Raw genomic sequence first — 21,882 nt, 5'->3', positions numbered from 1 at the left:
GTCCGCACCCATGCGCAAGCTGTACGTCCTCCTCCTGACCGCCCTGCTCGGCTGCGTGACGGTGCCTTCGTACGCCGCCGACAACGGCAGCTGGTCCGTCTATCCCGTCTCCACGCGTCTGGCGGCCCGCCCGTACTTCTACCTCTCGGCCGACCCCGGGCAGACCCTCCGGGACAAGGTCACCGTCGCCAACAAGACCGGCGGGCCGCTGACCTTCCGGCTGTACGCGGCCGACGCCTACAACACCGTCCGCGACGGCGGATTCGCCGTGCGCACCGTGCGCGAGAAGCAGCGCGGGGTGGGCGCGTGGGCCGAGCCGGCGCGCTCCCGGGTGACGGTGCCCGCGCACGGCTCGGTGACCGTGCCGTTCACGCTCCGGGTGCCCGAACGGGCCGAACCCGGCGACCACCCCGGCGCGCTGGTCGCTCTGGACGAACGCGTCGAGGCGGGCGACGGCTCGCTCGCGGTCGGGGTGCAGCGGGCGGTGGCCGCGCGCGTCTATCTGCGCGTCGGCGGCCCCACGGTGCCCGCCCTCGCCGTCGAGAAGGTCCGCGTCAGCCACCACCAGCCCCTGGTCCCGGGCTTCGGGGCCGCCACGGCGACCGTCTCCTACACCCTCCACAACACCGGCAACGTGACCCTGAACCCGAAGGTGCGCCTCAGGGCGGAAGGACTCTTCGGCCGCACCCTGCTCGCCCGCGGCCTCACCGAGGTCCCCTCCGAGCTGCTCCCCGGTCAGCGGGTCCGGCTGAGCGAGCCGTGGTCCGGCGCCCCGCAGCTCGACTGGGGCGACGTGACGCTGACGGCCGACGCGGCCGGGACCCGGGACTCGGCGAGCGCGTCCTTCTTCGCCCTGCCCTGGCTCGTCGCGGCGGTGGTGGCGGCCGGGATCGCCACGGCCGTGGTGGTGATCAGAGCGCGTCGGGACCGCGCTCGCCCGTCCGTACCCGCACGACGGTCTCCACCGGTACGGACCACACCTTTCCGTCGCCGATCTTCCCCGTCTGCGCGGCCTTCACGATCTCGTCGATGACGGCCTCCGCGTCGGCGTCCTCGACGACGACCTCGATCCGGACCTTGGGGACGAGGTCGATCCGGTACTCGGCCCCGCGGTACACCTCGGTGTGGCCGCGCTGCCGCCCGTATCCGCTGGCCTCGGTCACGGTCAGCCCGTGCACGCCGATTTCCTGGAGGGCGGTCTTGACCTCGTCGAGTCGGTACGGCTTGACGATCGCGGTGATGAGCTTCATGCCTGGGTCTTGGCCTTCTGGGCGGTGGGGAGGGATGCGGAGACCGGGGCGCCGTGCCCCAGGACCCCGTGATCGTAGGCCGTCTCGGCGTGCACCGTAAGGTCCAGGCCGGTCCGCTCGTGCTCCTCGTCCGCCCGCAGGCCCATCAGCCGGTCGATCACCTTGCCGATGCCGTACGTGACCGCGAAGGCGTACGCCCCGACGGCCACCACGGCGACCAGCTGCCTGCCGAGCTGGCCGAGCCCGCCGCCGTACAGCAGCCCCTCGGCCCCGCCCGTCATCTCCTTGACGGCGAAGACGCCGATGAGCAGGGTGCCGACGATGCCGCCGACCAGGTGCACACCGACGACGTCCAGCGAGTCGTCGTAGTTCAGCTTGAACTTCCAGCCCACGGCGTACGAGCAGACGACACCGGCGGCGAGCCCGACGACCAGCGCGCCGAGCAGCGACACGGTGCCGCACGACGGGGTGATCGCGACCAGGCCCGCGACCGCACCGGACGCGGCGCCCAGGGTGGTCGGGTGGCCGTCGCGGCGCTGCTCCACGAAGAGCCAGCCGAGCAGCCCGGTGCAGCCGGCGGCGAGGGTGTTGAGGAAGGCCGCGGCGGCCAGCCCGTTCGCGCCCATCGCGGATCCCGCGTTGAAGCCGAACCAGCCGAACCACAGCAGCCCGGCGCCCAGCATCACCATCGGCAGGTTGTGCGGGCGCATCGCGTCCTTCTTGAAACCGAGGCGCGGGCCGAGGACCAGGCACAGGGCGAGACCGGAGGCGCCCGAGGTGATCTCGACGGGCAGTCCGCCCGCGAAGTCCAGCGCACCCAGCGCGTCCACGATCCAGCCGCCCGGACCCCACACCCAATGGGCGACGGGAACGTATACGAGCAGCGCCCAGACCGGCACGAACACCAGCCACGCGGAGAACTTCGCCCGGTCCGCGACCGCGCCACTGATCAGCGCCGCCGTGATGATCGCGAAGGTGAGCTGGAAGGTGGCGAACAGCAGGGTCGGCACGGTGCCGTGGACAGCGTCCGGACCGATCCCGGCCATGCCCGCGTGCCGCAGCCCTCCGACGAGCCCGCCGAAGGCGTCGTCCCCGAAGGCCAGGGAGTACCCGGCCGCCAGCCACACCACCGTGACCAGGGCGATCGACACGAAGCTCATCATCAGCATGTTGAGGACGCTCTTCGTGCGCACCATGCCGCCGTAGAACAGGGCGAGGCCGGGCGTCATCAGCAGGACCAGCGCGGTGGCGGCGAGCAGCCACGCCGTGTCACCGGTGTCGACGGGTGGTTTCCCACCGGAAGCGGAGGCGAGGACCAGGGGCAGGGCGGTGGCCGGCGTCACGGTGTCTCCAACGGGGTGGGGGCTGCGTCAGAGAGTTGTCGGCCCTCGTTTCCGGACGTGCACGCCCAGGTTTCCGTCGTGTTTCGTGTTGCGCCGGGGTTTCCGGAACCTCACCGCACATCACTCGGGCGCACGGCGTGCGGCGGGCGCCCGAGGATCAGGGACAATGGGCGCCATGAGCGTTCGTACCCCGTCATCCGAGCCGTCCGAGGCCACCCATCGCGCCGGTTTCGCCTGCTTCGTGGGCCGCCCCAACGCGGGCAAGTCCACCCTCACGAATGCTCTCGTCGGCAAGAAGGTGGCGATCACCGCCGACCAGCCGCAGACCACGCGGCACACGGTGCGCGGCATCGTGCACCGTCCCGACGCCCAGCTGATCCTGGTGGACACCCCCGGGCTGCACAAGCCGCGCACTCTGCTCGGCGAGCGGCTCAACGACGTGGTCCGCACGACCTGGGCCGAGGTCGACGTGATCGGCTTCTGCCTCCCGGCGAACGAGAAGCTCGGTCCCGGCGACCGCTTCATCGCCAAGGAACTGGCGTCGATCAAGAAGACGCCGAAGATCGCCATCGTCACCAAGACCGACCTCGTGGACAGCAAGGCGCTCGCCGAGCAGCTCATCGCGATCGACCAGCTCGGCAAGGAGCTCGGCTTCGAGTGGGCGGAGATCGTGCCGGTGTCCGCGGTCCGCGACAAGCAGGTCGACCTGCTCGCCGACCTGCTCGTACCGCTGCTGCCCGAGGGCCCGGCCCTCTACCCCGACGGCGAGCTCACGGACGAGCCCGAGCAGGTCATGGTCGCCGAGCTGATCCGCGAGGCCGCGCTGGAGGGCGTCCGCGACGAGCTGCCGCACTCCATCGCCGTCGTCGTCGAGGAGATGCTCCCCCGCGAGGACCGGCCCGCCGACCGGCCGCTCCTCGACATCCACGCCTTCGTCTACATCGAGCGCCCCAGCCAGAAGGGCATCATCATCGGCCCCAAGGGCAAGCGCCTGAAGGAGGTCGGGATCAAGTCCCGCAAGCAGATCGAGGCACTGCTGGGCACCCCGGTCTTCCTCGACCTCCACGTGAAGGTGGCCAAGGACTGGCAACGCGACCCCCGCCAGCTCCGCAAACTGGGCTTCTGACCCACGCCCCCGGCCCACCGGGGGCGCGCTTCAGCCCGTCCGGCGCTTGAGGACGAGGCCGTCCAGGCCGATCCGGGGGTCCGGGGGCGGAGCCCCCGGGAACAAGGGACGGGCAGGGGCGGAGGGGGCGAAAACCCTCCGCCCACCGGACGGAGTCAGCCCGCGGCGACGACCCCCCGTACAGCCCCGTCGGGCCCCGCGACAAGCACAGGCGTCCCGGGCCCCCCGAGGTCCAGAACCGCCGCACGGTCCTCCTCGGACACCCCCTCCGCGTCGGAGACGACCGCCGCCGCCTCCAGCGACTTCGCCCCCGACGCCACGGCCATGGCCACCGCGGTCCGCAGGGCACTCAGCCGCAGAGACGGCAGCTCCACGGTCCCGGCGACATACGTACGGCCCGTCTCGTCACGCACGGCCGCCCCCTCGGGCACACCGTTGCGCGCCCGCGCGGAACGGGCCAGGGTCACGATCTTGCGGTCCTCGGGGTCAAGCGCGCTGCTGTCGGTCATGCCCTGAGCATACGAAGTGCCGACGCGGCACCCCGCCCAAGGGTCAGCCCGCCACCGGGTACATCGAGCCGCGCCGCCCCTCCGGCGAGGCCAGCCACTCCAGTTTGGCCGCGGTGTTCGCCTCGGGCAGCGGTGTGTGCAGCACGATCGTCAGGTCGGGCCGCGCCGGCACCTTCATGGCCGTCGACTCGACGGACAGCAGCCCCACCAGCGGATGGTCGAGCTCCTTGCGGATCTGCCCCGCGTCCTCGATGTCCCGCTCCTCCCACAGCCCGGCGAACTCGGTGCTGGCCTCCTTGAGCCGCGCCAGCAGCTCCTGGAAGCCCTCGTCGTCCGGCGCGGCCGCGCACGAGGCGCGGAACTGGGCGACGACGGTGCGCGCGTTGGTCTCCCAGGACCGGGACTGCCCGCGGTAGAGGGGGTCGGTGAAGAAGTCGACGATGCAGTTCTGCGTGTTCTCGGGGCGCATGCCGAGGACCATCGCGGCGGCGTCGTTGTACATCACGCAGTTGTAGTACGCGTCCATGATGTGCGCGGGGTACGGCATCCACGTGTCGATCAGCCGCCGCAGCCCGTCGCACATGTCCCGGTTCTCGGGAGCCGTCTCGGGCGCGGGCGGGTTGAGCCCGGCCAGCACGTACAGATGGCGCCGCTCGGCGCCGCTGAGCAGCAGTACACGGGCGACCGAGTCGAGGACCTGCGGGGAAACCGAGATGTCCCGCCCCTGTTCCAGCCACTGGTACCAGGAGGCGCCGACGCCCGCGAGCACGGCGACCTCCTCGCGGCGCAGCCCCGGGGTGCGCCGCCGCGCGCCGCCGTCCGGGAGACCGGCCTGCCCCGGGGACACCTTGGCCCGACGGCTCATCAGGAAGTCGCGCAGCTCCCGCCGTCGGTGACTCCTGAGCACGTCCTCCGTCACGTTCGAATCCCCCTCTTGGTGACTGGTGGTGCGACCACCAGCATAAGTTCCCGCTCCCCACGCTTGTTCCGACCGCACGAAGCTCTTGGCCATGGCGATCGACACCACCGACCTCGAGTCCACCCCCGTACGCACCCCGCCGGCACCGGCGGCCGACACCCCGCCCGGCGCGCGGCTCTCGCTCCGCGACAAGCTCGTCCTCTTCGTGCTGTGCGCGGCGCAGTTCATGGTCGCGCTCGACTTCTCCGTCCTGAACGTGGCGCTGCCCGTGCTGGGCTCGGACCTGGGCATGAACCGGTCCGCCCTGCAATGGGCGGTCACCGCGTTCGCGCTGCCGTCCGGCGGCTTCCTGCTGCTGTTCGGCCGCATCGGCGACCTGTACGGGCGCCGCAGGCTCTTCCTGACCGGCCTCGCGCTCTTCGGCGCTGCCTCGGTGCTCGCGACCTGCGCCTGGGACCCGGCGTCCTTCCTGACGGCCCGCGCGCTGCAGGGGCTGGGCGCGGCGGCCATCGTGCCGACCGGCATGTCGCTGCTGACGACGACGTTCCCCGAGGGGCCGGCCCGCGACCGCGCCCTGGGCATCTCCGGCACGCTGCTGTCCCTCGGCTTCACGGTCGGCATGGTGGCGGGCGGCGTCCTGACCGACACGCTGGGCTGGCGCTCCACGATGGGGCTGCTGTCGGTGTTCGCGCTGATCGTGCTGCCGCTGGCGCCGGGTCTGCTGCCCGAGTCCCGCACCCCGGACCGCCCGCGCCTGGACGTCCCCGGTGCGATCACCGTCACCGGAGGCCTGCTGGCCCTGATCTACGCCCTCTCCACGGCCGCGGAGCGTGGCTTCGGCGGCGCCGACGTGCTCGTGTCGCTCGCCGCGGGCGTGCTGCTGCTCAGTGCCTTCGGATACGTCGAAGCGCGCAGCGCGGCGCCGCTCGTCTCCCTGCCGATGCTGCGCCGCCGCACCGTGGCGTGGGGCAACCTGGCCGGTCTGGTCACCTTCTCGATGATGTCGACGGTGGTCTTCGTCCTGACCCTGTATCTCCAGGAGACGCTCGGCCTGTCCGCCTTCGAGACGGGTCTGGTCTTCGGTGTGCAGGGAGTGCTGTCGGCGGTGGCGGGGGCGTACGCCCCGAAGGTCATCGGCCGCGTCGGCGCCCGTCGCACGCTGGTGGGTTCGCTGGCCGGGCAGGGGCTGTTCGTGGCGACGCTGGTGCTGCTGAACGCCCACACCTGGTCGGTCTGGCTCGCCACGGCCGCTGTCTCCCTGGCCAGCATGTGCCACCTGGGCGCGATCATCGCGTACGGCCTGACCGTCACGTCGGGTGTCCCGGACGAGGAGCAGGGCCTGGCCACCGGTCTGGTGACGTCCACTCAGCAGGTGGGGCTCACGGTCGGCATCCCCCTCCTCGGCGTCCTGGCCACCACGTCGGGCGACCTGCTGAGCGGGGTCCACACGGTCCTCGCCCTGGACGCGGTGATCGTGCTGGCGGCGGCGGTACTGGTGAGCCTGGGGCTCGGCCGCCGCGCCTGATGCCGGGCCGCTCTGCCGGACGGCCCGCCTCCTGATGTCAGGGGCGGGCCGTCGGGCTGCCGGGAGCCGGGCCGGGGGCCACAGCGCTCAGGAAGGTCCGCCAGGCAGCCGGGGCGAAGACGAGGACCGTGCCCCGCGGGGCACGGGAGTCGCGGACGAGGACCGCTTCGCCGGTCCAGGCGACCTCCACACAGTCATTGCCGCCTTCACCGCTCGCACTGCTCTTGCGCCACGACCATGAGCCACCCACGCCGTCCCCTCCAACCTGGGTGTGGACACGCAGCACCTCTTCCAGAATAACGGCGCCTCATACGAATATGAACGAGGCGTTTCCCGCCAAGGTCCCGGCGGGCAGGGGCAGTCAGGCGTCCGCGGAGGCCGTCCCGGAGCGGAGCAGCGAGACCAGGTCGTCGCTGCCCTCCCCCGTCCGTTCGGCCATCCGGCGCAGCAGGACGTCGACGTCGTCCTTGATGCTCAGGTCCTCCAGCTCCCAGAACCGCTCCACATAGCGGCCCGTCTCCTCGGAGTCGCTGCTGGCGTACGAGTCGCCGCGCGGGTTCTCCAGGTAGAACGAGTCCGGCATCTCGTCCGCCTCGAACTCGAAGAGCGTGAAGGGGCCTTGCATACCGGAGTGGGCACCGGCGCTGAACGGCAGGACCAGGATGTGCACGCGGGGGCGGGCGGCCAGCTCGGCCAGCCGCTCCAGCTGGGCGCGCATCACTCCGCGGCCACCGACCTGCCTGCGGATCACCGACTCGTCGAGGATGAAGAAGAACTCCGGGCCCTCGTCGCCCTGGAGCAGTTCCTGCCGCGCCAGCCGCGCCTCGATGTAGCGGTCCAGCGTGTCCTGGGCCAGCCCGCTGCTGTACGCGCGCATGATGGCGCGCCCGTACTCCTCGGTCTGCAACAGCCCTGGAATCTGGAGGGAGTTGAAGTGCCGGATGAGCGAAGCCGACGTCTCCATCGCCAGGAACTGGAGGAACTCCTTGGAGTAGATGTCCCGGAACTCCGAGAACGGCATCTTCCGGCTGCCCCGGGCCAGGTCCAGCAGTTCGTCGACCTTGCGCTGGCTGCTGATCTCGTACACCGCGAGCAGCGGGCGCAGGTCGTTGACCGTGATGCCGACCTCGCCCGCCTCGATGCGGATCAGCTTGGAGGGACTCCACTCCATCTTCTCGGCCACCTGGCGCTGCGTCAGCCCGGTCTTCGTGCGGGCCTTGCGCAGTTCGGTGCGGAGCCGGATCCGCTGGATCGCCGGGCTCGGCGGCTTCGCCTCACTCATGATCCCCCACCCCCATGAGGACCGAGCAAGTTGCGACATGGCGATTTCGATGGTTACACATCGGTACCTCTCCGAGAGAACGCACGCTCAGGACGCGACACAGATCACCACTGGTGGCGGGGGTCGCGCTGAAGCGCCAACTCTCGGGATGCTATGTCGCACATCGGAGCCAACGTATCGGACACACCGACCTGGAGTCAGCATCTAGGACTGTTCACCCGTCTGCGCGGAGGCTACATTGTCAGAGGGAACGTTGTCGCGCGGACGGCAACCGCCCCAACTCCGGTTCCACGAAAGGAGGTTCGACCAAGCGGTAGCGAGGTTGACGCCAACCTCCTTGGGAGCCGCCCGACTTCCTCCGACTCAACACCTGTGGATCACCGCGGTATCCACAAGGTATGTGGAGCCGCCGGGAAGGAGGAAAAGCCCCATGGCCACAGAGCCGGAGGGGCGCCGCAACACGTGGACCGACAGGGTGTCCCACATCGTCCCCTGGATGAGTCTCATCTTCCTGATCTACAAGATCATCGAAGAGGTGCTCCACCACGTGTGAGAGAAAACGGCCCCGGCCAAGAAGACCGGGGCCATGGAAGCGGACGCCAGCAGGAGCAGGTTCCACTCCGAGTGTGCTTGCTCGGCCTACACGGAGTGGGCCTGTCGAGAGCCCGCCGAAATTATTATTCTGCCGCGATTTTCCCGTCCTGGCGAGCCGTCGGAACCCGGTCGGCCGAGGGGCGGGTTCACGCCCGGTCGAGCCGGAGCCGCTCGGCGCGCGGCAGTCCCGCGACCACCAGGTCGTACGAGTCCTCGATCAGCTCCCGCACCAGCCGGTCCGGGAGCGCCCCGTCCGCGGTCACCGTGTTCCAGTGCCGCTTGTTCATGTGATAGCCGGGGACGACGAGCCCCGGGTGCTCGCCGCGCAGCCGTACCGCGTCCTCCGGGTCGCACTTCAGATTGACCGTCAGCGGAGCCGCGTCCAGGTTCGTCAGCGCGAAGAGCTTCCCCAGCACCTTGAAGACCGACGTCTGCGGGTTGAAGGGGAAGTCCTCGACGGTCGCGTTGAAGGAAAGACAGAACGCGCGCAGCTCCTGCGGGGTCACTCCGGCTTCTCCTCCTCGGTGGGCTCCACCGGGCCGACCGGCTCGACGAGCACCGTGACGATCTTGTTGCGGCGTCCGGCCGCGGCCTCGGCGGTCAGCCGCAGCTCCCGCCCGTCGGGCAGTTCGACCACCGACGAGGCCCCGGCGATCGGGACCCGCCCGAGCGCCTTGGCGAGCAGTCCGCCGACGGTCTCCACGTCCTCGTCGTCGTACGCCTCATAGCCGTACAGCTCACCGAGGTCGCCGATGTCGAGGCGGGCGGTCACCCGGTAGCGGTCGTCGCCGAGGTCCTGCACGGGCGGCAGCTCGCGGTCGTACTCGTCGGTGATCTCGCCGACGATCTCCTCGAGAATGTCCTCGATGGTCACGATGCCGGCCGTACCGCCGTACTCGTCGATCACGACGGCGACGTGGTTGCGCTCCTGCTGCATCTCGCGCAGCAGGTCACCCGCGTTCTTCGTGTCGGGCACGAAGGTGGCGGGCCGCATCGCCGTGGACACCAGCTCCGACTCCGCGTCCCGGCTGATGTGCGTCTTGCGGGCCAGATCCTTCAGATACACGATGCCGACGATGTCGTCCTCGCTCTCCCCCGTGACCGGGATGCGCGAGAAACCGGAGCGCAAGGCGAGCGTGAGTGCCTGACGGATCGTCTTGTAGCGCTCGATGGCCACCAGATCGGTCCGCGGGACCATCACCTCGCGCACCAGTGTGTCGCCCAGTTCGAAGACGGAGTGCACCATGCGGCGCTCCTCGTCCTCGATGAGCGACTCCTTCTCCGCGAGGTCGACCATCGCGCGCAGCTCCGCCTCGGAGGCGAACGGGCCGCGCCGGAAACCCTTGCCCGGCGTGAGCGCGTTGCCGATGAGGATGAGCAGCGGCGGGATCGGCCCCATGACCCGGGCCAGCGGGAGCAGGACGTAGGAGGCGGCCGTCGCCGTGTTCAGCGGGTGCTGGCGGCCGATGGTGCGCGGGGACACGCCCACCGCGACGTACGACACGAGGACCATGACGCCGATGGCGACCGCGAGGGCCTGCCAGGTCTCGTCGAACTCCTTCAGGCACGCGTACGTGACGAGCGCGGCAGCAGCCATCTCGCAGGCGACACGGACCAGCAGTGCCACGTTCAGATAGCGGGTGGGGTCGGCTGCGACCTGGGCGAGCTTGGCGCTGCCGCGCCGGCCCGACCGGACGGCCTCCTCGGCACGGAAGCTGGAGATGCGTGCGAGGCCCGCCTCCGCGCAGGCGGCGAGCCAGGCGACGACGACCAGCGCGATGGCGCCGACGACGAGTTGTGGGCTCATGACACGGTCGGGGCCGGGGACGGGCCGGTCAGGCCCTTCTCCGCACGCCACCCGTCCACGATGGCCGCCTGGAGGCCGAACATCTCGGCCTTCTCGTCCGCTTCCTCGTGGTCGTACCCCAGCAGGTGCAGCACTCCGTGGACGGTCAGGAGCTGGAGCTCCTCGTCCATGGAGTGCTGCGTCGGAGCCTCCCGGCCCTGCCGCTCGGCGACCTCGGGGCACAGCACGATGTCGCCGAGCAGGCCCTGCGGCGGCTCGTCGTCGTCCTTGGACGGCGGGCGCAGCTCGTCCATGGGGAAGGACATGACATCCGTGGGGCCGGGCAGGTCCATCCACTGGATGTGCAGCTGCTCCATGGCGTCGGTGTCCACGACGATCACCGAGAGCTCGGAGAGCGGGTGGATGCGCATCCGTGTGAGCGCGTAGCGGGCGATGTCGAGGATCGCCTGCTCGTCGACCTCGGTTCCGGACTCGTTGTTGACGTCGATCGACATGGTCGTGCTGGTCTACTTCCCCTTGTGGCCGGCTTTGCCGCGGCCCTTGTGGGAGCCGTTCTCGGTGCCGTTCTCGATGTCGTACTTCTCGTACGCGTCGACGATACGGCCGACCAGCTTGTGCCGTACGACATCGTGGGACGTGAGCCGCGAGAAGTGGACGTCCGCGACGCCCTCCAGGATGTCCTGGACCTGGCGCAGACCGGACTTCGTCCCGGTCGGGAGGTCGACCTGGGTCACGTCACCCGTGACCACGATCTTCGAGTCGAAGCCGAGGCGGGTGAGGAACATCTTCATCTGCTCGGCGCTCGTGTTCTGGGCCTCGTCCAGGATGATGAAGGCGTCGTTGAGCGTGCGGCCGCGCATGTAGGCCAGGGGCGCGACCTCGATGGTGCCCGCCGCCATGAGGCGGGGGATCGAGTCGGGGTCGAGCATGTCGTGCAGCGCGTCGTACAGCGGGCGCAGGTAGGGGTCGATCTTCTCGTAGAGCGTGCCGGGCAGGAAGCCGAGGCGCTCGCCCGCCTCCACCGCCGGCCGGGTCAGGATGATGCGGTTGACCTGCTTGGACTGCAGGGCCTGCACCGCCTTGGCCATGGCCAGGTACGTCTTGCCGGTACCGGCGGGGCCGATGCCGAAGACGATCGTGTGCTTGTCGATCGCGTCGACGTACCGCTTCTGGTTGAGCGTCTTGGGGCGGATGGTGCGGCCCCGCGAGGACAGGATGTTCTGCGTGAGCACCTCGGCCGGGGTCTCCTGGCCGTCGCCCTCCCCGTTCTCGCTCGCCCTGAGCATGGCGATCGAGCGTTCCACTGCGTCCTCCGTCATCGGCTGCCCCGTGCGGAGCACCAGCATCATCTCGTCGAACAGGCGCTGGACGAGGGCGACTTCACCGGCGTCGCCGACCGCACTGATCTCATTGCCCCGGACGTGGATGTCGGCCGCCGGGAAGGCCTTCTCGATCACGCGCAGGAGCGCGTCTCCGGAACCCAGCACGGTCACCATGGGGTGCTTGGCAGGGACGGTGAAGTGCGCTCGCGCCTGCTCCTGAGCGGAGCTGTGAGCTGTGGGTGTCTGAGTCATGGGCCGGCTCTGTAGGCCTGCGAATCCTCCTCGGTCGGCACGCTTGCCACACGGGCAGCCTTGCGGTTCCAAGGGTACGTCGCTGCACTGACAGAGCCGTAGGGCTTTTCCTCACTCCGCGCCGAGCACCCGCGCCCCGCGCACGACGGCGCGCGCCGGGGGCGGGACGGTTCGGGGCGCCCCGCCGGATCCCGGCGCGGATGTCACGCCGAGCGCCCGAAACCGATCGTCGGCACCGCCCGGCGCAGCGGCCACGGGCGCGTCACCTCCGGGAGCAGGCCCTCCAGGAACGCGTACCGGCTCAGCGCCGTGGGGTCCTGGGCGTCCACGGACTGGACCTTTCGCCACCAGGCCGCGATCTCGGACCAGCCCGGCGCCGACAGGGACCCGCCGAACTCCTGCACGGACAGGGCCGCGGTCAGCCCGGCGAAGGCGAGCCGGTCCGCGAGCGGCCAGGCGGCCAGCGTCCCCATGACGAAACCGGCCACGAAGACGTCGCCGGCGCCCGTGGGATCCAGGGCCTCCACCGCGATCGCCGGGACCTCGGCGGTCTCCCCGGTGCCGCCGTCCACGGCGTACGCGCCGTCCGAGCCCAGGGTCACCACGGCCAGCGGCACGTGGTCCGTCAGCGCGCGCGCCGCCGCACGCGGGCAGTCCGCGCCGGTGTAGCGCATGGCCTCCTCGGCGTTCGGCAGGAACGCCTCGCAGTGCTCCAGGTCGGTGAGACCGGCCAGGTCCCATCGCCCGGTGTCGTCCCAGCCGACGTCCGCGAAGATCCGGGTGCCGCTCTTCGCCGCCTCCTCGATCCAGGGCGCGCGCGTGCCGGGCGTCAGCGAGGCGACCGCCGCACGCGCGCGCGGCGGGCAGTCCGGCGCCGGCTCCTCGGGCGGCGGCTCGTGCCCGTGGCTGACCATCGTGCGCTCGCCCTCGTACGCCATCGACACGGTGACCGGGGAGTGCCAGCCGGGCACGGTGCGCGACGGGGAGAGGTCGATGCCCTCGCCCTGCTCCAGGGCGTCCCAGCAGTACTCCCCGTAGTGGTCGTCGCCGAACGCGGCGGCGAGGGAGGTCCGCAGTCCCAGCCGGGCCAGCGCCGTCGCCATGTTCGCGACGCCGCCCGGGCTCGATCCCATGCCCCGTGCCCACGACTCCGTCCCGCGCACGGGGGCCGAGTCGAGACCGGTGAAGATGATGTCCAGGAAGACCGTGCCCGTGAGGTAGACGTCCCAGGGCGGATCCTGGGGCGTGCGCAGGCCGGCGAGCGGGTCGACATGGGCCTGGCAGAGCGGTCGCTCTCCGTCGGGCGTGATCACGGTGCGCTCCCTGAGATGGTGCGGATCAGGCCAGTGTGCACCAAGTCGACCACGACACACCGTGGTCGTACGGGGACGGATCCCGCCCGGACCGCCCCGGACGGAGGACGACGGACCCGCCCGCGGGCCGGAGCGGAGCCCGCCGCGAGGCCGAACGGCGGCCCGTGCCGGGCGGAGCGACACCGCCCCCGCGACGTCCCGCGAGCGGCGCCTCCGACGCCCTCTCCGGCAGAGCAAAACACCGCACCTACCCCGGCTCTGCGGGGCCAAACGGAAAGTGCCGTAGATCACACCGCCCGACCTTCTTCGCGCGCCCGGCCCCTTGATACAAATTGCCCGCGCGTTCCTGTCCGTCGACAGCCGCTCAACCCCCCTTCCGAGCCGCTCCTTTCGCATGCCCTGGGAACGCCCGTGTTCGCCCGCACCACCATGTCCTGGCCCCTCGTCGCCCTTTTCACGGCCGGGTACCTCTCCGCGTACCTGCTGCCGACCACCGTCGGCAGACTGGACGCGGGCCTCCCGCTCTCGGCCACCCAGGCCGGCGCCATCGGCAGCGCCCTGCTGCTGAGTTCGGCGACCGCCGGGTTCCTCCTCGCGTCCCGCGTGGACCGCTTCGGCCCCCGCGGACTCGCCCGCACCGGTCTGCTCCTCGCCGCCGCCGGCTACGGCACCGCCGCCCTGACGACCACCGTGCCCCTGGTCGTCACCGGCGCGGTCGTCGGCGGCTTCGGCTCCGGCGCGGCCACCACGGTCGCCGCGACCGGCATCGCCGGCCGGCGCGACCCCCACCGCACCACCACGATGGGCCTGTTCGGGGTCTCCGCCCTGGCCGGCGCGCTGTATCTGACGATCCCCCACCTGGGCCCAGCCCACGGCCTGCCCCTCGCCGCGATCGCCTGCACGGCGCTGCTCGTGCTGCCCGTGACCGGACGACTGCCGGACCGCACCCCGGCCGCGCGGACCCTGCGCACCACGACGCCGCTCCCCCACCCGCGTTCCGGCGTGCTCCTCGCCGGCACGATGCTCTTCTGGTCGCTCGCCCAGAACTCCCTGTGGGGCGTCAGCGGCCGCATCGGGCTGACCCAGGCGGGGCTCACCGAGGTCACGGTCGGCGCGGTGTTCGCGACGGCGCTGGGCGCGGGTCTGCTGGGGGTGATCGGCGCGAGCGCGCTGGGCCCCCGGCTCGGCCTGGCCCCGCCCATCGGCATCGGCACGGCACTGATCGCCGGGTGCATCGCGCTCAGCGCGGCGGCCACCGACCTCACGTCGTTCGCGGCGGGCGAGATCGCCTGGAACACGCTCTACCCGGTCGTCCTGTCGTACGTGATCGGCCTCGCCGCCTCCCTCGACCCGCGCGGCCGGTGGGCGGTCCTGGTCGGCTCGGCGTCCTCGCTCGGCACGGCATGCGGCCCGCTCACCGGCAGCCTGCTCTCGGCTCGGGCCGGATACCCGGCCATGGGCACGGTCCTGGCGGTCGGGCTCCTGGTGATCGCCGTGCCGATGACCCTCGTTGCCGTCCGGCCGCGGCGCGGCGTCCCGGCCACCCCGGTCGTCGAGATCCCGCTGGAGACGGCTCCCGCCGAGCGGAGGGCGTACGGCACGGCCGGGCCCCGGCCGGCCGCGGCAGCCACCGCACCGGGGCCCGGAACCGGCTGAGGGCTACCGTCCGAACTCGTACGCGTCGACCTCGGCGAGATAGCGGGCCCGCCGCTCCTCGTCGTGTTCGAGGAAGGACGCCAGGAACGAGTTGCGCGCCAGCTCGCGCATCTGCTCCAGTTCGAGGCCGAGGGCGTCGCGGACCGCGTGGTAGTTGTCGGCCACGTAGCCGCCGAAGTAGGCGGGGTCGTCGGAGTTCACCGTGCACAGCAGGCCCGCGTCGAGCATGGCGCGCAGCGGGTGGTCCTCCAGGACGCGTACGGCCCGCAGCCGCACGTTCGACAGCGGGCACAGCGTCAGCGGCACCCGCTCCCGTACGAGCCGCTGAACCAGCTGCGGGTCCTCCATGCAGCGCAGCCCGTGGTCGACGCGCTCGACGCCGAGGACGTCGAGGGCCTCGGTGATGTACTCGGGCGGCCCCTCCTCGCCCGCGTGCGCGACGCGCCGCAGACCGAGCGCGGCGGCGGCCTCGTACACCTCACGGAACTTGACCGGCGGGTGGCCGACCTCGGCGGAGTCGAGCCCGACGCCGGTGATCCGGTCGAGGTGGGGCTTCGCGGCCTCCAGGGTCGCCATGGCCGACTCGGCGGACTCGTCCCGCAGGAAGCACATGATCAGCCGGGTGGAGACGCCGTGCTTCTCCTCGCTGTGCTCCAGCGCCCGCCACAGTCCGTCGACGACCGTCCCCATCTCCACACCGCGGGCGATGTGGGCCTGCGGGTCGAAGAAGATCTCCGCGTGCCGCACGCCCTGCGCGGCGGCGCGCTCCAGGTAGGCGTCCGCCAGGTCGGCGAAGTCCTGTTCGGTCCGCAGGACGGCCATGAGCTCGTAGTACAGGTTCAGGAACGACTGGAGATCGTCGAAGAGGTACGCCTTGCGCAGCTCCTCGGTGTCCTCGTAGGGCAGTGTGACGCCGTTGCGCGCGGCGAGCGCGAAGGCGAGCTCGGGTTCGAGTGTGCCTTCGATGTGGAGGTGCAGTTCAGCTTTGGGGAGGGGCATCGAAGCATCGTACGGGCGACGGTCCGACACAACGGAACCGAACGCCGCCCGCCGTCGGCCGCGTCGCCCGCTGCCGCCCGGACCCGGCAGCGCACCGCCCGGCGCCCGGGCACCGGCGCTCCGAGCCGGCCGTCGCCACCGCCGCCTCGCGTACGGCGCAGGCCACCCGCCCGGGCACGGGCCGCCGCTACCGGCGCTTCGGCACCGGGACCCGCATCAGGTCGTACGCCACCGTCAGATCGCCGTCGAAGCCGGCCGCGCGGGCCTGCCGCTCGAACTCGCCCGGATCGGAGTAGCGCTGGCTGAAGTGGGTCAGCACGAGATGCCGTACCCCGGCGTCCCTGGCCACCCGCGCCGCCTGGCCCGCCGTCAGATGCCCGTGGTCCTCGGCGAGCCGCTCGTCCTCGTCCAGGAAGGTCGACTCGATGACGAGCAGGTCGCACCCTTCGGCGAGGGCTCCGACACCCTCGCACAGCCGGGTGTCCATGACGAACGCGAAGCGCTGCCCGCGCCGCACCTCGCTGACGTCGTCGAGGGTGACGCCGCGCAGCACGCCGTCCCGCTGGATGCGCCCGACGTCCGGCCCCTGGATCCCGTGCTCCGCGAGCCGCTCGGGCAGTATCCGCCGCCCGTCCGGCTCGACCAGCCGGTAGCCGAAGGACTCCACGGGGTGCGAGAGCCGGCACGCCTCCAGGGTGTACGACGGCGTGGCCGCGAGGACCCCGTCGTCGTCGACCGGCGCCTCGGTCAGCGCCACCGTCTCGCGATAGGCCGTGGCGTGGCGCAGCCGGTCGAAGAACCGCTGCCCGGACGCCGGATAGTGCGCGGTCACCTCGTGCGGCACGCGGTCGAGATTGATGCGCTGGATCACCCCGGCGAGCCCGAGCGAGTGGTCCCCGTGGAAGTGGGTGACGCAGATCCGGTGCAGGTCGTGCGCGGCGACCCCGGCACGCAGCATCTGCCGCTGCGTGCCCTCGCCGGGGTCGAAGAGCAGCCCCTCGCCGTCCCACCGCAGCAGGTAGCCGTTGTGGTTGCGGTGTCGCGTCGGGACCTGGCTGGCGGTGCCGAGGACCACCAATTCACGTACGGACAAGGCCGGTTACCCCGGAGGCCACTGCATGCCGCGACCGCCCAGCACATGGGCGTGCGCGTGGAAGACGGTCTGTCCGGCGCCGCTGCCGGTGTTGAACACGACGCGGTAGCTCTCCAGCTTCTCCTCGCCCGCGACCTCGCCGGCCTCGCGCAGCAGGTCGGCGACCACGGTGGGCTCGGCGACCGCCAGCGCCGCGGCGTCCCGGTAGTGCACCTTGGGGATGACGAGGATGTGGGTGGGCGCCTGAGGGTTGATGTCACGGAACGCGACGGTGGTGTCGGTCTCCCTGACCAGGGTCGCCGGAATCTGCCCCGCGACGATCTTGCAGAACAGGCAGTCGTCCTGCGGCTCTCCCGCCATGCGTGTGCCTCCTTCACGCCGTTGATCGCTACGACGGCATCGTATCCACCGGAGCAATTCTTCAGCGCGACAACGGGGTCCGGGGCGACCGTCCGCGAGGACGGCCGCCCCGGACCCGGGCGCGTCAGTCCTCCGGCAGCGCCGGGGCGGTCCTCGCCGGGTTCTCCTCCAGGGCGGCGAGGGCGATCCGGATCGCCTCGTCGAGCTGGGTGTCACGTCCGGCCGCGTGGTCCTGCGGCGTCTGGACGACCTCGACGTCGGGGTCGACGCCGTGGTTCTCGACGCCCCACTCGTAACCCTCCATCCAGAAGGCGTACTTGGGCTGGGTGACGAGGGTGCCGTCGACGAGCCGGTAACGGCTGTCGATGCCGATCACACCGCCCCAGGTGCGGGTGCCGACCACCGGCCCGATACCGAGGGCCTTGATCGCCGCGTTGACGATGTCGCCGTCGGAGCCGGAGAACTCGTTCGCGACGGCGACGACCGGACCGCGGGGCGCGTCCTCCGGATAGCTGTACGGGCGCAGTCCGCGCGGCAGGTCCCAGCCGACGATCCGCCGTGCGAGCTTCTCCACGACCAGCTGGGAGGTGTGACCGCCGCGGTTCTCGCGGACATCCACGACCAGTCCGTCCCTGGCCACCTCGACCCGCAGGTCGCGGTGGAGCTGGGCCCAGCCGGAGCCCACCATGTCCGGCACGTGCAGATAGCCGAGGCGGCCCCCGGAGCGCTCGTGGACGTAGGCGCGTCGGTCGGCGACCCACGCGTGGTAGCGCAGCGGCTCCTCGTCGGCGAGCGGGATCACGACCGCGTGACGCGGATCGCCGCCGCCCGCGGGCGACACGGTCAGCTCCACCGGCTTGCCGGCCGTGCCGACGAGCAGCGGTCCGGGACCCGCCACCGGGTCCACCGGCTGCCCGCCGATCGCGACGATCGCGTCGCCGGCCCGTACCGCGACGCCGGGCGCGGCGAGCGGCGCCCGGGCCTCGGGGTCGGACGTCTCGGAGGGCAGGATCCGGTCGATGCGCCAACTGCCGTCCTCGTGGCGGGAGATGTCCGCGCCGAGCAGTCCCTGTGCCCGGTCGCCGCCTCCTCCGCCGCCGGGCAGGACGTAGGCGTGGGAGGTGCCGAGCTCGCCCTGCACCTCCCACAGCAGGTCCACGAGGTCGTCGTGCGTGGCGACGCGTTCCAGCACCGGCCGGTACCGGTCGAGGACGCCCTGCCAGTCGACCCCGGCCAGGTCGGGCCGCCAGAAGTTGTCCCGCATGAGGCGGCCCGTCTCGTCGTACATCTGCCGCCACTCGGCGGCCGGGTCGACGGTCTGCCGCACCCTCGACAGATCGACGGTGATGTTCGAGTCGCTCTCGTCGTCGTTCGAGGCGCGCCGGTCGCTGGGGACGACCTTGAGTCGTCCGTCGGTCCACAGCAGGACCCGCTTGCCGTCGCCGCTGACGGCGAAGTGGTCGGCGTCGGCGGCGAGGTGCTCGATGCGCTGCTGGGCGAGGTCGTACCGCTCCAGTTCGCTCTTCGGGTCCGGGGCGTCCGGAGTGGCACGGGAGGCACCGAGCACACCGCGCACCGGGTGGCGCAGCCACAGCACCCCGTCCTTGGCGGCGCGCAGCGTCGAGTAGCGGGCGGCCTCGACGGGGAACGCCACGATCCGGTCGGCGAGCCCGTCGAGGTCGATACGGGTCGTCGGCGCGCCCTCGCTGTCGGGGGTCTCGTCCTTGTCGGGTGCTTCGAAGGGTCGGCCGTGGCGCTGCGGCCCGAAGGGCGACGGCGTCGTCGCGGCCAGGGTGATCAGGTAGGGCCGTGATCCGCCGACGAACGCGAGGTCGAAGACGTGCTCGTCGTAGACGGGGTCGAAGGAGCGGGCCGACAGGAAGGCGAGGTGCTTGCCGTCGAGGGTGAACGCCGGGGCGTAGTCCCGGAAGCGGAGCGGGGTCGCCTCGGTCACCGACAGGTCGGCGGTGTTGGCGAGCTTCAGCTGCCGCAGCGGGCGCGGCCCGGGGTGCGACCAGGCGAGCCACGCCGAGTCGGGCGAGAAGACCAGCCCGGTGGCCTCGCCGTCCTCGCTGCGGTCGAGCTCGCGGACCTCGCCGCTGTCGCGCTCGACGAGCAGGACCCGCCCGTCGTGCGAGGCGACGGCGGCGCGGCTGCCGTCGGGAGCCATCGCGAGTCCGAGGACGCGCCCGAGCTGTCCGGCGGCGAGCCGCCGCGGGGTCGCTCCGGGGGCGACGCCGGTCGCGGGGGCGAACTCCAGCGCGTCGTCGCCCTCCGCGTCGGTCACCCACACGACGTGTTCCTCGCCGTCGGCGCGGAAGGAGCGGGGCAGCCGGGCGCGTACGCCCTGTCCGGCGGCGAGCGTGCGGGCCGGGCCCGAGCGGTGCGTGACCCAGTGCACGGCGCCGCGCACGGAGATCGCGCTGCCGCGTCCGGTGTGGTCGGGTGTGGCGGACGAGAACCAGCGGGAGGCCCTGACGGGGTGCGGCTGGAGATCGGCGCGCTGGCCGCCGAGCCGGATGTCCAGTCGGCGCGGTTCGGCGCCGTCGAGGTCGTCGAGGAGCCAGAGCTCACCGGCGGACGCGTACACGACCCGGGAGCCGTCGCTCGCCGCCTGCCGGGCGTAGAAGCCTCCCCCGCTCTCGGCTCCGCTCGAGCGGGAGGTGCCCCCACCGGGCGTGTGCCGGCGCAGGTCCGAGCCGTCGGCGAGGGAGGAGTACAGCGCCCCCACGCCCTCGTGGTCGGACAGGAAGGCGATGCGCTCCCCCACCCAGAGGGGGTATTCGAGATTCCCGTCGAGGTCCTCGTGCAGGCGGACGAACTCGCCGTCGCCCGCCCGGTCGATCCACAGCTTGCCCGCCGTGCCGCCGCGGTACCGCTTCCACCAGGCGGCCTCGCGCCCCATCGGCGCGGACAGCAGCACGGTGCCGGGGCCGCCCTGGGCGACCTCGCCGACCGGGCCGTACGGAAGGACCGCCGCCGGACCGCCGTCGAGCGGGACCGACCGCGCCCAGCTGCGGCGCAGGCTCTCCCGGCCCTGCGTGCTGAGCGCGAGCACCTGTCCGTCGGGGGTCCAGCCGCGCACCTGGGTCTTGGGGCTGCCCCAGTAGGTGAGTCGCTTGGACGGTCCGCCGTCCAGGGGCGCGGCGTGCACCTCGGGTGCCCCGTCGCGGGTCGACGTCCAGGCGACGGTCGTGCCGTCCGGGGAGATGCGTGGATGGTTCACCGGCACGTTGTCGGCGCTGACCCGCCAGGCCCTGCCCCCGCCGTCGAGCGGGGCGGCCCAGACGTCGTCCTCGGCCGTGAAGACGACCAAGTCGCCGTGCAGATGCGGGAAACGGAGATACGCGGAGGCTGCGGGCTCTGTCACCCGATCACCCTATGCAGCCGGGGCGCACGCTGAAAGGGGTCACGATCACTTGCCCTGGGAGGGCCAGCAGGTGGGATCGCCCTTGCACCACATGGTTTTCGTCACCGTCACGGTGACGGTGGGGTTCGGCTGCCCGTTCGGCGGCCGGAAGGTGACCGGCGGGACGGGGTTGGTGGTGGCGTTGCAGTTCCCCAGGCCCTGCACGTGGAACCACTCCTTGCCGCCGACCTTCGCGACGAGGTCGCCACGCACGCAGGCGCCGTCGACGGCCCGGGTGACCCGGCCCTTGACGGTGATCTCCCGCCCGTCGTCCGACTGTCCCTGGCAGTCGACGGAGGCGACCGTGTTCTCCGTCGGCCGGGGCGACTTGCCGGGCGTGTAGGCCTTGTTGTTGCCGCCGTAGGAGGCGGTGCAGCTGAGCCAGCGCACGTTCACGTGCTGCCGTTCGAGCTCCTTGGTGGCGGTCTTGTCGGTCGTGTACGCCACTGCCGCCGGGCTCAGCCCGTCTCCCGGCTCGCAGGCGGCCACACCGAAGATCCCGGCCGCCGCGAACCCGGTCGCCAGCAGTACCCGTCGACGCCCCGCCCGGCGCCCTGTACGCCTCAAAACCCCCATGAACGGCAGCGTGCCACTCTCCTGGCGGCCGCGGTAGACCGCATGCGGACACTGCGTGGGGTGCACCGCCCGTCCGTGCGATTCCGGTTCGAGCACCCGCGCCGGGGCCGAACGCGCGGGCGAACGCGGGTACTTCCTCCGAGGGACCTCAGCCCAGGAGGAGCAGCCACTCCTGGAGCTCCACCAGATTCCCCTCGGGGTCCTTGAGGTGGGCGACGCGCATCCGCTCGGTCATGGGAGCCGGACCGTGCAGGATCGTCGCGCCGCGCGAGGTGATCTGCTCGCAGTACGCGTCCAGGTCGTCCACCCGCAGCACGACCAGCGAGCGGTGACCGGTCGCCAGATCGCCCAGCTCACCGAGGACCTCGGCCATCATCGAGCGGTCCTGTATGGCGATGCCCGCCGAGCCGGTGGCGGGACTGAACTTCTCGTAGGGGCCCTCGGCCGAGCCCGACTGGGGCTTGAGGCCGAGGACGTCCGCGTAGAAGTGGTAGCAGGCGGCGAAGTCGGAGACGAGCAGCCGTACTTGGGCGAGTTCCAAGGCGAT

General features: G+C 71.8%; 21 protein-coding genes and 1 pseudogene. 5 read left to right on the top strand and 17 right to left on the bottom strand.

What is annotated here, in order from left to right:
* Window positions 1–10: 10 nt before the first annotated feature.
* Window positions 11–1,015: pseudogene (locus ABEB03_RS05655) on the top strand (WxL protein peptidoglycan domain-containing protein); the annotation flags it as partial.
* On the opposite strand, the gene ABEB03_RS05650 reads toward ABEB03_RS05655, so the two are convergent.
* Window positions 912–1,250, bottom strand: a complete 339-nt coding sequence (locus tag ABEB03_RS05650; protein WP_028804604.1) for a P-II family nitrogen regulator — start codon at window positions 1,248–1,250, stop codon at window positions 912–914. The pseudogene ABEB03_RS05655 and the gene ABEB03_RS05650 overlap by 104 nt on opposite strands.
* Window positions 1,247–2,593: an ammonium transporter gene (locus ABEB03_RS05645; protein ID WP_345642073.1), complete on the bottom strand. Its 1,347-nt coding sequence runs from the start codon at window positions 2,591–2,593 to the stop codon at window positions 1,247–1,249. The genes ABEB03_RS05650 and ABEB03_RS05645 overlap by 4 nt, the downstream gene beginning before the upstream one ends.
* Window positions 2,594–2,759: 166 nt before the next feature.
* Between ABEB03_RS05645 and era the strand changes: the two genes are divergently transcribed.
* On the top strand, window positions 2,760–3,719 hold the full coding sequence (gene era, locus ABEB03_RS05640; protein ID WP_028804606.1) for a GTPase Era: 960 nt from the start codon (window positions 2,760–2,762) through the stop codon (window positions 3,717–3,719).
* A gap of 155 nt (window positions 3,720–3,874) precedes the next feature.
* Here era and ABEB03_RS05635 read toward each other — a convergent pair whose 3' ends face one another.
* Both ABEB03_RS05635 and ABEB03_RS05630 read right to left on the bottom strand, forming a co-directional pair.
* On the bottom strand, window positions 3,875–4,228 hold the full coding sequence (locus ABEB03_RS05635; protein ID WP_028804607.1) for a cytidine deaminase: 354 nt from the start codon (window positions 4,226–4,228) through the stop codon (window positions 3,875–3,877).
* Between the two features lie 43 nt (window positions 4,229–4,271).
* Window positions 4,272–5,093, bottom strand: coding sequence for a helix-turn-helix transcriptional regulator (locus ABEB03_RS05630; protein WP_345644092.1), 822 nt, complete (start codon window positions 5,091–5,093; stop codon window positions 4,272–4,274).
* A 145-nt stretch (window positions 5,094–5,238) separates the two neighbouring features.
* On the opposite strand from ABEB03_RS05630, the gene ABEB03_RS05625 reads away from it, so the two are divergent.
* The gene (locus ABEB03_RS05625) at window positions 5,239–6,672 is read left to right on the top strand and encodes an MFS transporter (protein WP_345642067.1); all 1,434 of its coding nucleotides are present in this window, start codon (window positions 5,239–5,241) and stop codon (window positions 6,670–6,672) included.
* 37 nt (window positions 6,673–6,709) lie between these two features.
* On the opposite strand, the gene ABEB03_RS05620 is transcribed toward ABEB03_RS05625, so the two are convergent.
* Together ABEB03_RS05620 and ABEB03_RS05615 are read right to left on the bottom strand one after the other, a co-directional pair.
* The gene (locus ABEB03_RS05620; RefSeq protein ID WP_345642064.1) at window positions 6,710–6,922 is read right to left on the bottom strand and encodes a DUF397 domain-containing protein; all 213 of its coding nucleotides are present in this window, start codon (window positions 6,920–6,922) and stop codon (window positions 6,710–6,712) included.
* A gap of 111 nt (window positions 6,923–7,033) precedes the next feature.
* Complete coding sequence (locus ABEB03_RS05615; RefSeq protein ID WP_345642061.1) at window positions 7,034–7,954, bottom strand: helix-turn-helix domain-containing protein; 921 nt, start codon at window positions 7,952–7,954, stop codon at window positions 7,034–7,036.
* Between the two features lie 430 nt (window positions 7,955–8,384).
* On the opposite strand from ABEB03_RS05615, the gene ABEB03_RS05610 reads away from it, so the two are divergent.
* A complete protein-coding gene (locus ABEB03_RS05610) occupies window positions 8,385–8,507 on the top strand; it encodes a hypothetical protein (protein WP_257004723.1) in 123 nt (40 codons plus the stop codon).
* Between the two features lie 187 nt (window positions 8,508–8,694).
* On the opposite strand, the gene ABEB03_RS05605 is transcribed toward ABEB03_RS05610, so the two are convergent.
* From ABEB03_RS05605 to ABEB03_RS05585, 5 genes are all read right to left on the bottom strand, one after another.
* Entirely contained in the window at window positions 8,695–9,054 is a 360-nt protein-coding gene (locus ABEB03_RS05605) for an MmcQ/YjbR family DNA-binding protein (RefSeq protein ID WP_345642057.1), read from the bottom strand.
* On the bottom strand, window positions 9,051–10,355 hold the full coding sequence (locus ABEB03_RS05600; protein ID WP_345642054.1) for a hemolysin family protein: 1,305 nt from the start codon (window positions 10,353–10,355) through the stop codon (window positions 9,051–9,053). The genes ABEB03_RS05605 and ABEB03_RS05600 overlap by 4 nt, the downstream gene beginning before the upstream one ends.
* Window positions 10,352–10,849, bottom strand: a complete 498-nt coding sequence (ybeY, locus tag ABEB03_RS05595) for an rRNA maturation RNase YbeY (protein WP_028804613.1) — start codon at window positions 10,847–10,849, stop codon at window positions 10,352–10,354. The genes ABEB03_RS05600 and ybeY overlap by 4 nt, the downstream gene beginning before the upstream one ends.
* Before the next feature lie 12 nt (window positions 10,850–10,861).
* Window positions 10,862–11,929 carry a PhoH family protein gene (locus ABEB03_RS05590; protein ID WP_345642049.1) on the bottom strand — a complete coding sequence of 356 codons (1,068 nt, stop codon included), beginning with the start codon at window positions 11,927–11,929 and terminating at the stop codon, window positions 10,862–10,864.
* A 203-nt stretch (window positions 11,930–12,132) separates the two neighbouring features.
* Window positions 12,133–13,242 (bottom strand): carbohydrate kinase family protein, encoded by a 1,110-nt coding sequence (locus ABEB03_RS05585; protein WP_345642046.1) that lies wholly within the window; start codon window positions 13,240–13,242, stop codon window positions 12,133–12,135.
* 411 nt (window positions 13,243–13,653) lie between these two features.
* Between ABEB03_RS05585 and ABEB03_RS05580 the strand changes: the two genes are divergently transcribed.
* Window positions 13,654–14,898, top strand: a complete 1,245-nt coding sequence (locus ABEB03_RS05580) for an MFS transporter (protein ID WP_345642041.1) — start codon at window positions 13,654–13,656, stop codon at window positions 14,896–14,898.
* 3 nt (window positions 14,899–14,901) lie between these two features.
* On the opposite strand, the gene ABEB03_RS05575 is transcribed toward ABEB03_RS05580, so the two are convergent.
* From ABEB03_RS05575 to ABEB03_RS05550, 6 genes are all read right to left on the bottom strand, one after another.
* A complete protein-coding gene (locus ABEB03_RS05575; RefSeq protein WP_345642037.1) occupies window positions 14,902–15,897 on the bottom strand; it encodes an adenosine deaminase in 996 nt (331 codons plus the stop codon).
* A gap of 187 nt (window positions 15,898–16,084) precedes the next feature.
* Complete coding sequence (locus ABEB03_RS05570; protein ID WP_345642034.1) at window positions 16,085–16,990, bottom strand: ribonuclease Z; 906 nt, start codon at window positions 16,988–16,990, stop codon at window positions 16,085–16,087.
* 6 nt (window positions 16,991–16,996) lie between these two features.
* Complete coding sequence (locus ABEB03_RS05565) at window positions 16,997–17,350, bottom strand: histidine triad nucleotide-binding protein (protein WP_028804619.1); 354 nt, start codon at window positions 17,348–17,350, stop codon at window positions 16,997–16,999.
* Between the two features lie 124 nt (window positions 17,351–17,474).
* On the bottom strand, window positions 17,475–20,720 hold the full coding sequence (locus tag ABEB03_RS05560) for a S41 family peptidase (protein WP_345642029.1): 3,246 nt from the start codon (window positions 20,718–20,720) through the stop codon (window positions 17,475–17,477).
* Window positions 20,721–20,765: 45 nt separating this feature from the next.
* Window positions 20,766–21,335, bottom strand: a complete 570-nt coding sequence (locus ABEB03_RS05555; RefSeq protein WP_345642026.1) for a hypothetical protein — start codon at window positions 21,333–21,335, stop codon at window positions 20,766–20,768.
* A gap of 148 nt (window positions 21,336–21,483) precedes the next feature.
* On the bottom strand, window positions 21,484–21,876 hold the full coding sequence (locus ABEB03_RS05550) for a VOC family protein (protein WP_345642023.1): 393 nt from the start codon (window positions 21,874–21,876) through the stop codon (window positions 21,484–21,486).
* Window positions 21,877–21,882 lie beyond the last annotated feature (6 nt).

It is taken from the genome of Streptomyces siamensis (genome assembly GCF_039543605.1).
Taxonomy (GTDB): domain Bacteria; phylum Actinomycetota; class Actinomycetes; order Streptomycetales; family Streptomycetaceae; genus Streptomyces; species Streptomyces siamensis.
Note: the sequence above shows the minus strand (reverse complement) of the source record. Positions and strands in the feature narration are given on the sequence as shown.

Coding starts and splice junctions, on each gene's coding strand:
- ABEB03_RS05615 (WP_345642061.1), bottom strand. CDS start 7,954: ATGAGTGAGGCGAAGCCGCCGAGCCCGGCGATCCAGCGGATCCGGCTC.
- ABEB03_RS05575 (WP_345642037.1), bottom strand. CDS start 15,897: ATGCCCCTCCCCAAAGCTGAACTGCACCTCCACATCGAAGGCACACTC.
- ABEB03_RS05650 (WP_028804604.1), bottom strand. CDS start 1,250: ATGAAGCTCATCACCGCGATCGTCAAGCCGTACCGACTCGACGAGGTC.
- era (WP_028804606.1), top strand. CDS start 2,760: ATGGGCGCCATGAGCGTTCGTACCCCGTCATCCGAGCCGTCCGAGGCC.
- ABEB03_RS05555 (WP_345642026.1), bottom strand. CDS start 21,335: ATGGGGGTTTTGAGGCGTACAGGGCGCCGGGCGGGGCGTCGACGGGTA.
- ABEB03_RS05565 (WP_028804619.1), bottom strand. CDS start 17,350: ATGGCGGGAGAGCCGCAGGACGACTGCCTGTTCTGCAAGATCGTCGCG.
- ybeY (WP_028804613.1), bottom strand. CDS start 10,849: ATGTCGATCGACGTCAACAACGAGTCCGGAACCGAGGTCGACGAGCAG.
- ABEB03_RS05610 (WP_257004723.1), top strand. CDS start 8,385: ATGGCCACAGAGCCGGAGGGGCGCCGCAACACGTGGACCGACAGGGTG.
- ABEB03_RS05600 (WP_345642054.1), bottom strand. CDS start 10,355: ATGAGCCCACAACTCGTCGTCGGCGCCATCGCGCTGGTCGTCGTCGCC.
- ABEB03_RS05590 (WP_345642049.1), bottom strand. CDS start 11,929: ATGACTCAGACACCCACAGCTCACAGCTCCGCTCAGGAGCAGGCGCGA.
- ABEB03_RS05630 (WP_345644092.1), bottom strand. CDS start 5,093: ATGAGCCGTCGGGCCAAGGTGTCCCCGGGGCAGGCCGGTCTCCCGGAC.
- ABEB03_RS05625 (WP_345642067.1), top strand. CDS start 5,239: ATGGCGATCGACACCACCGACCTCGAGTCCACCCCCGTACGCACCCCG.
- ABEB03_RS05635 (WP_028804607.1), bottom strand. CDS start 4,228: ATGACCGACAGCAGCGCGCTTGACCCCGAGGACCGCAAGATCGTGACC.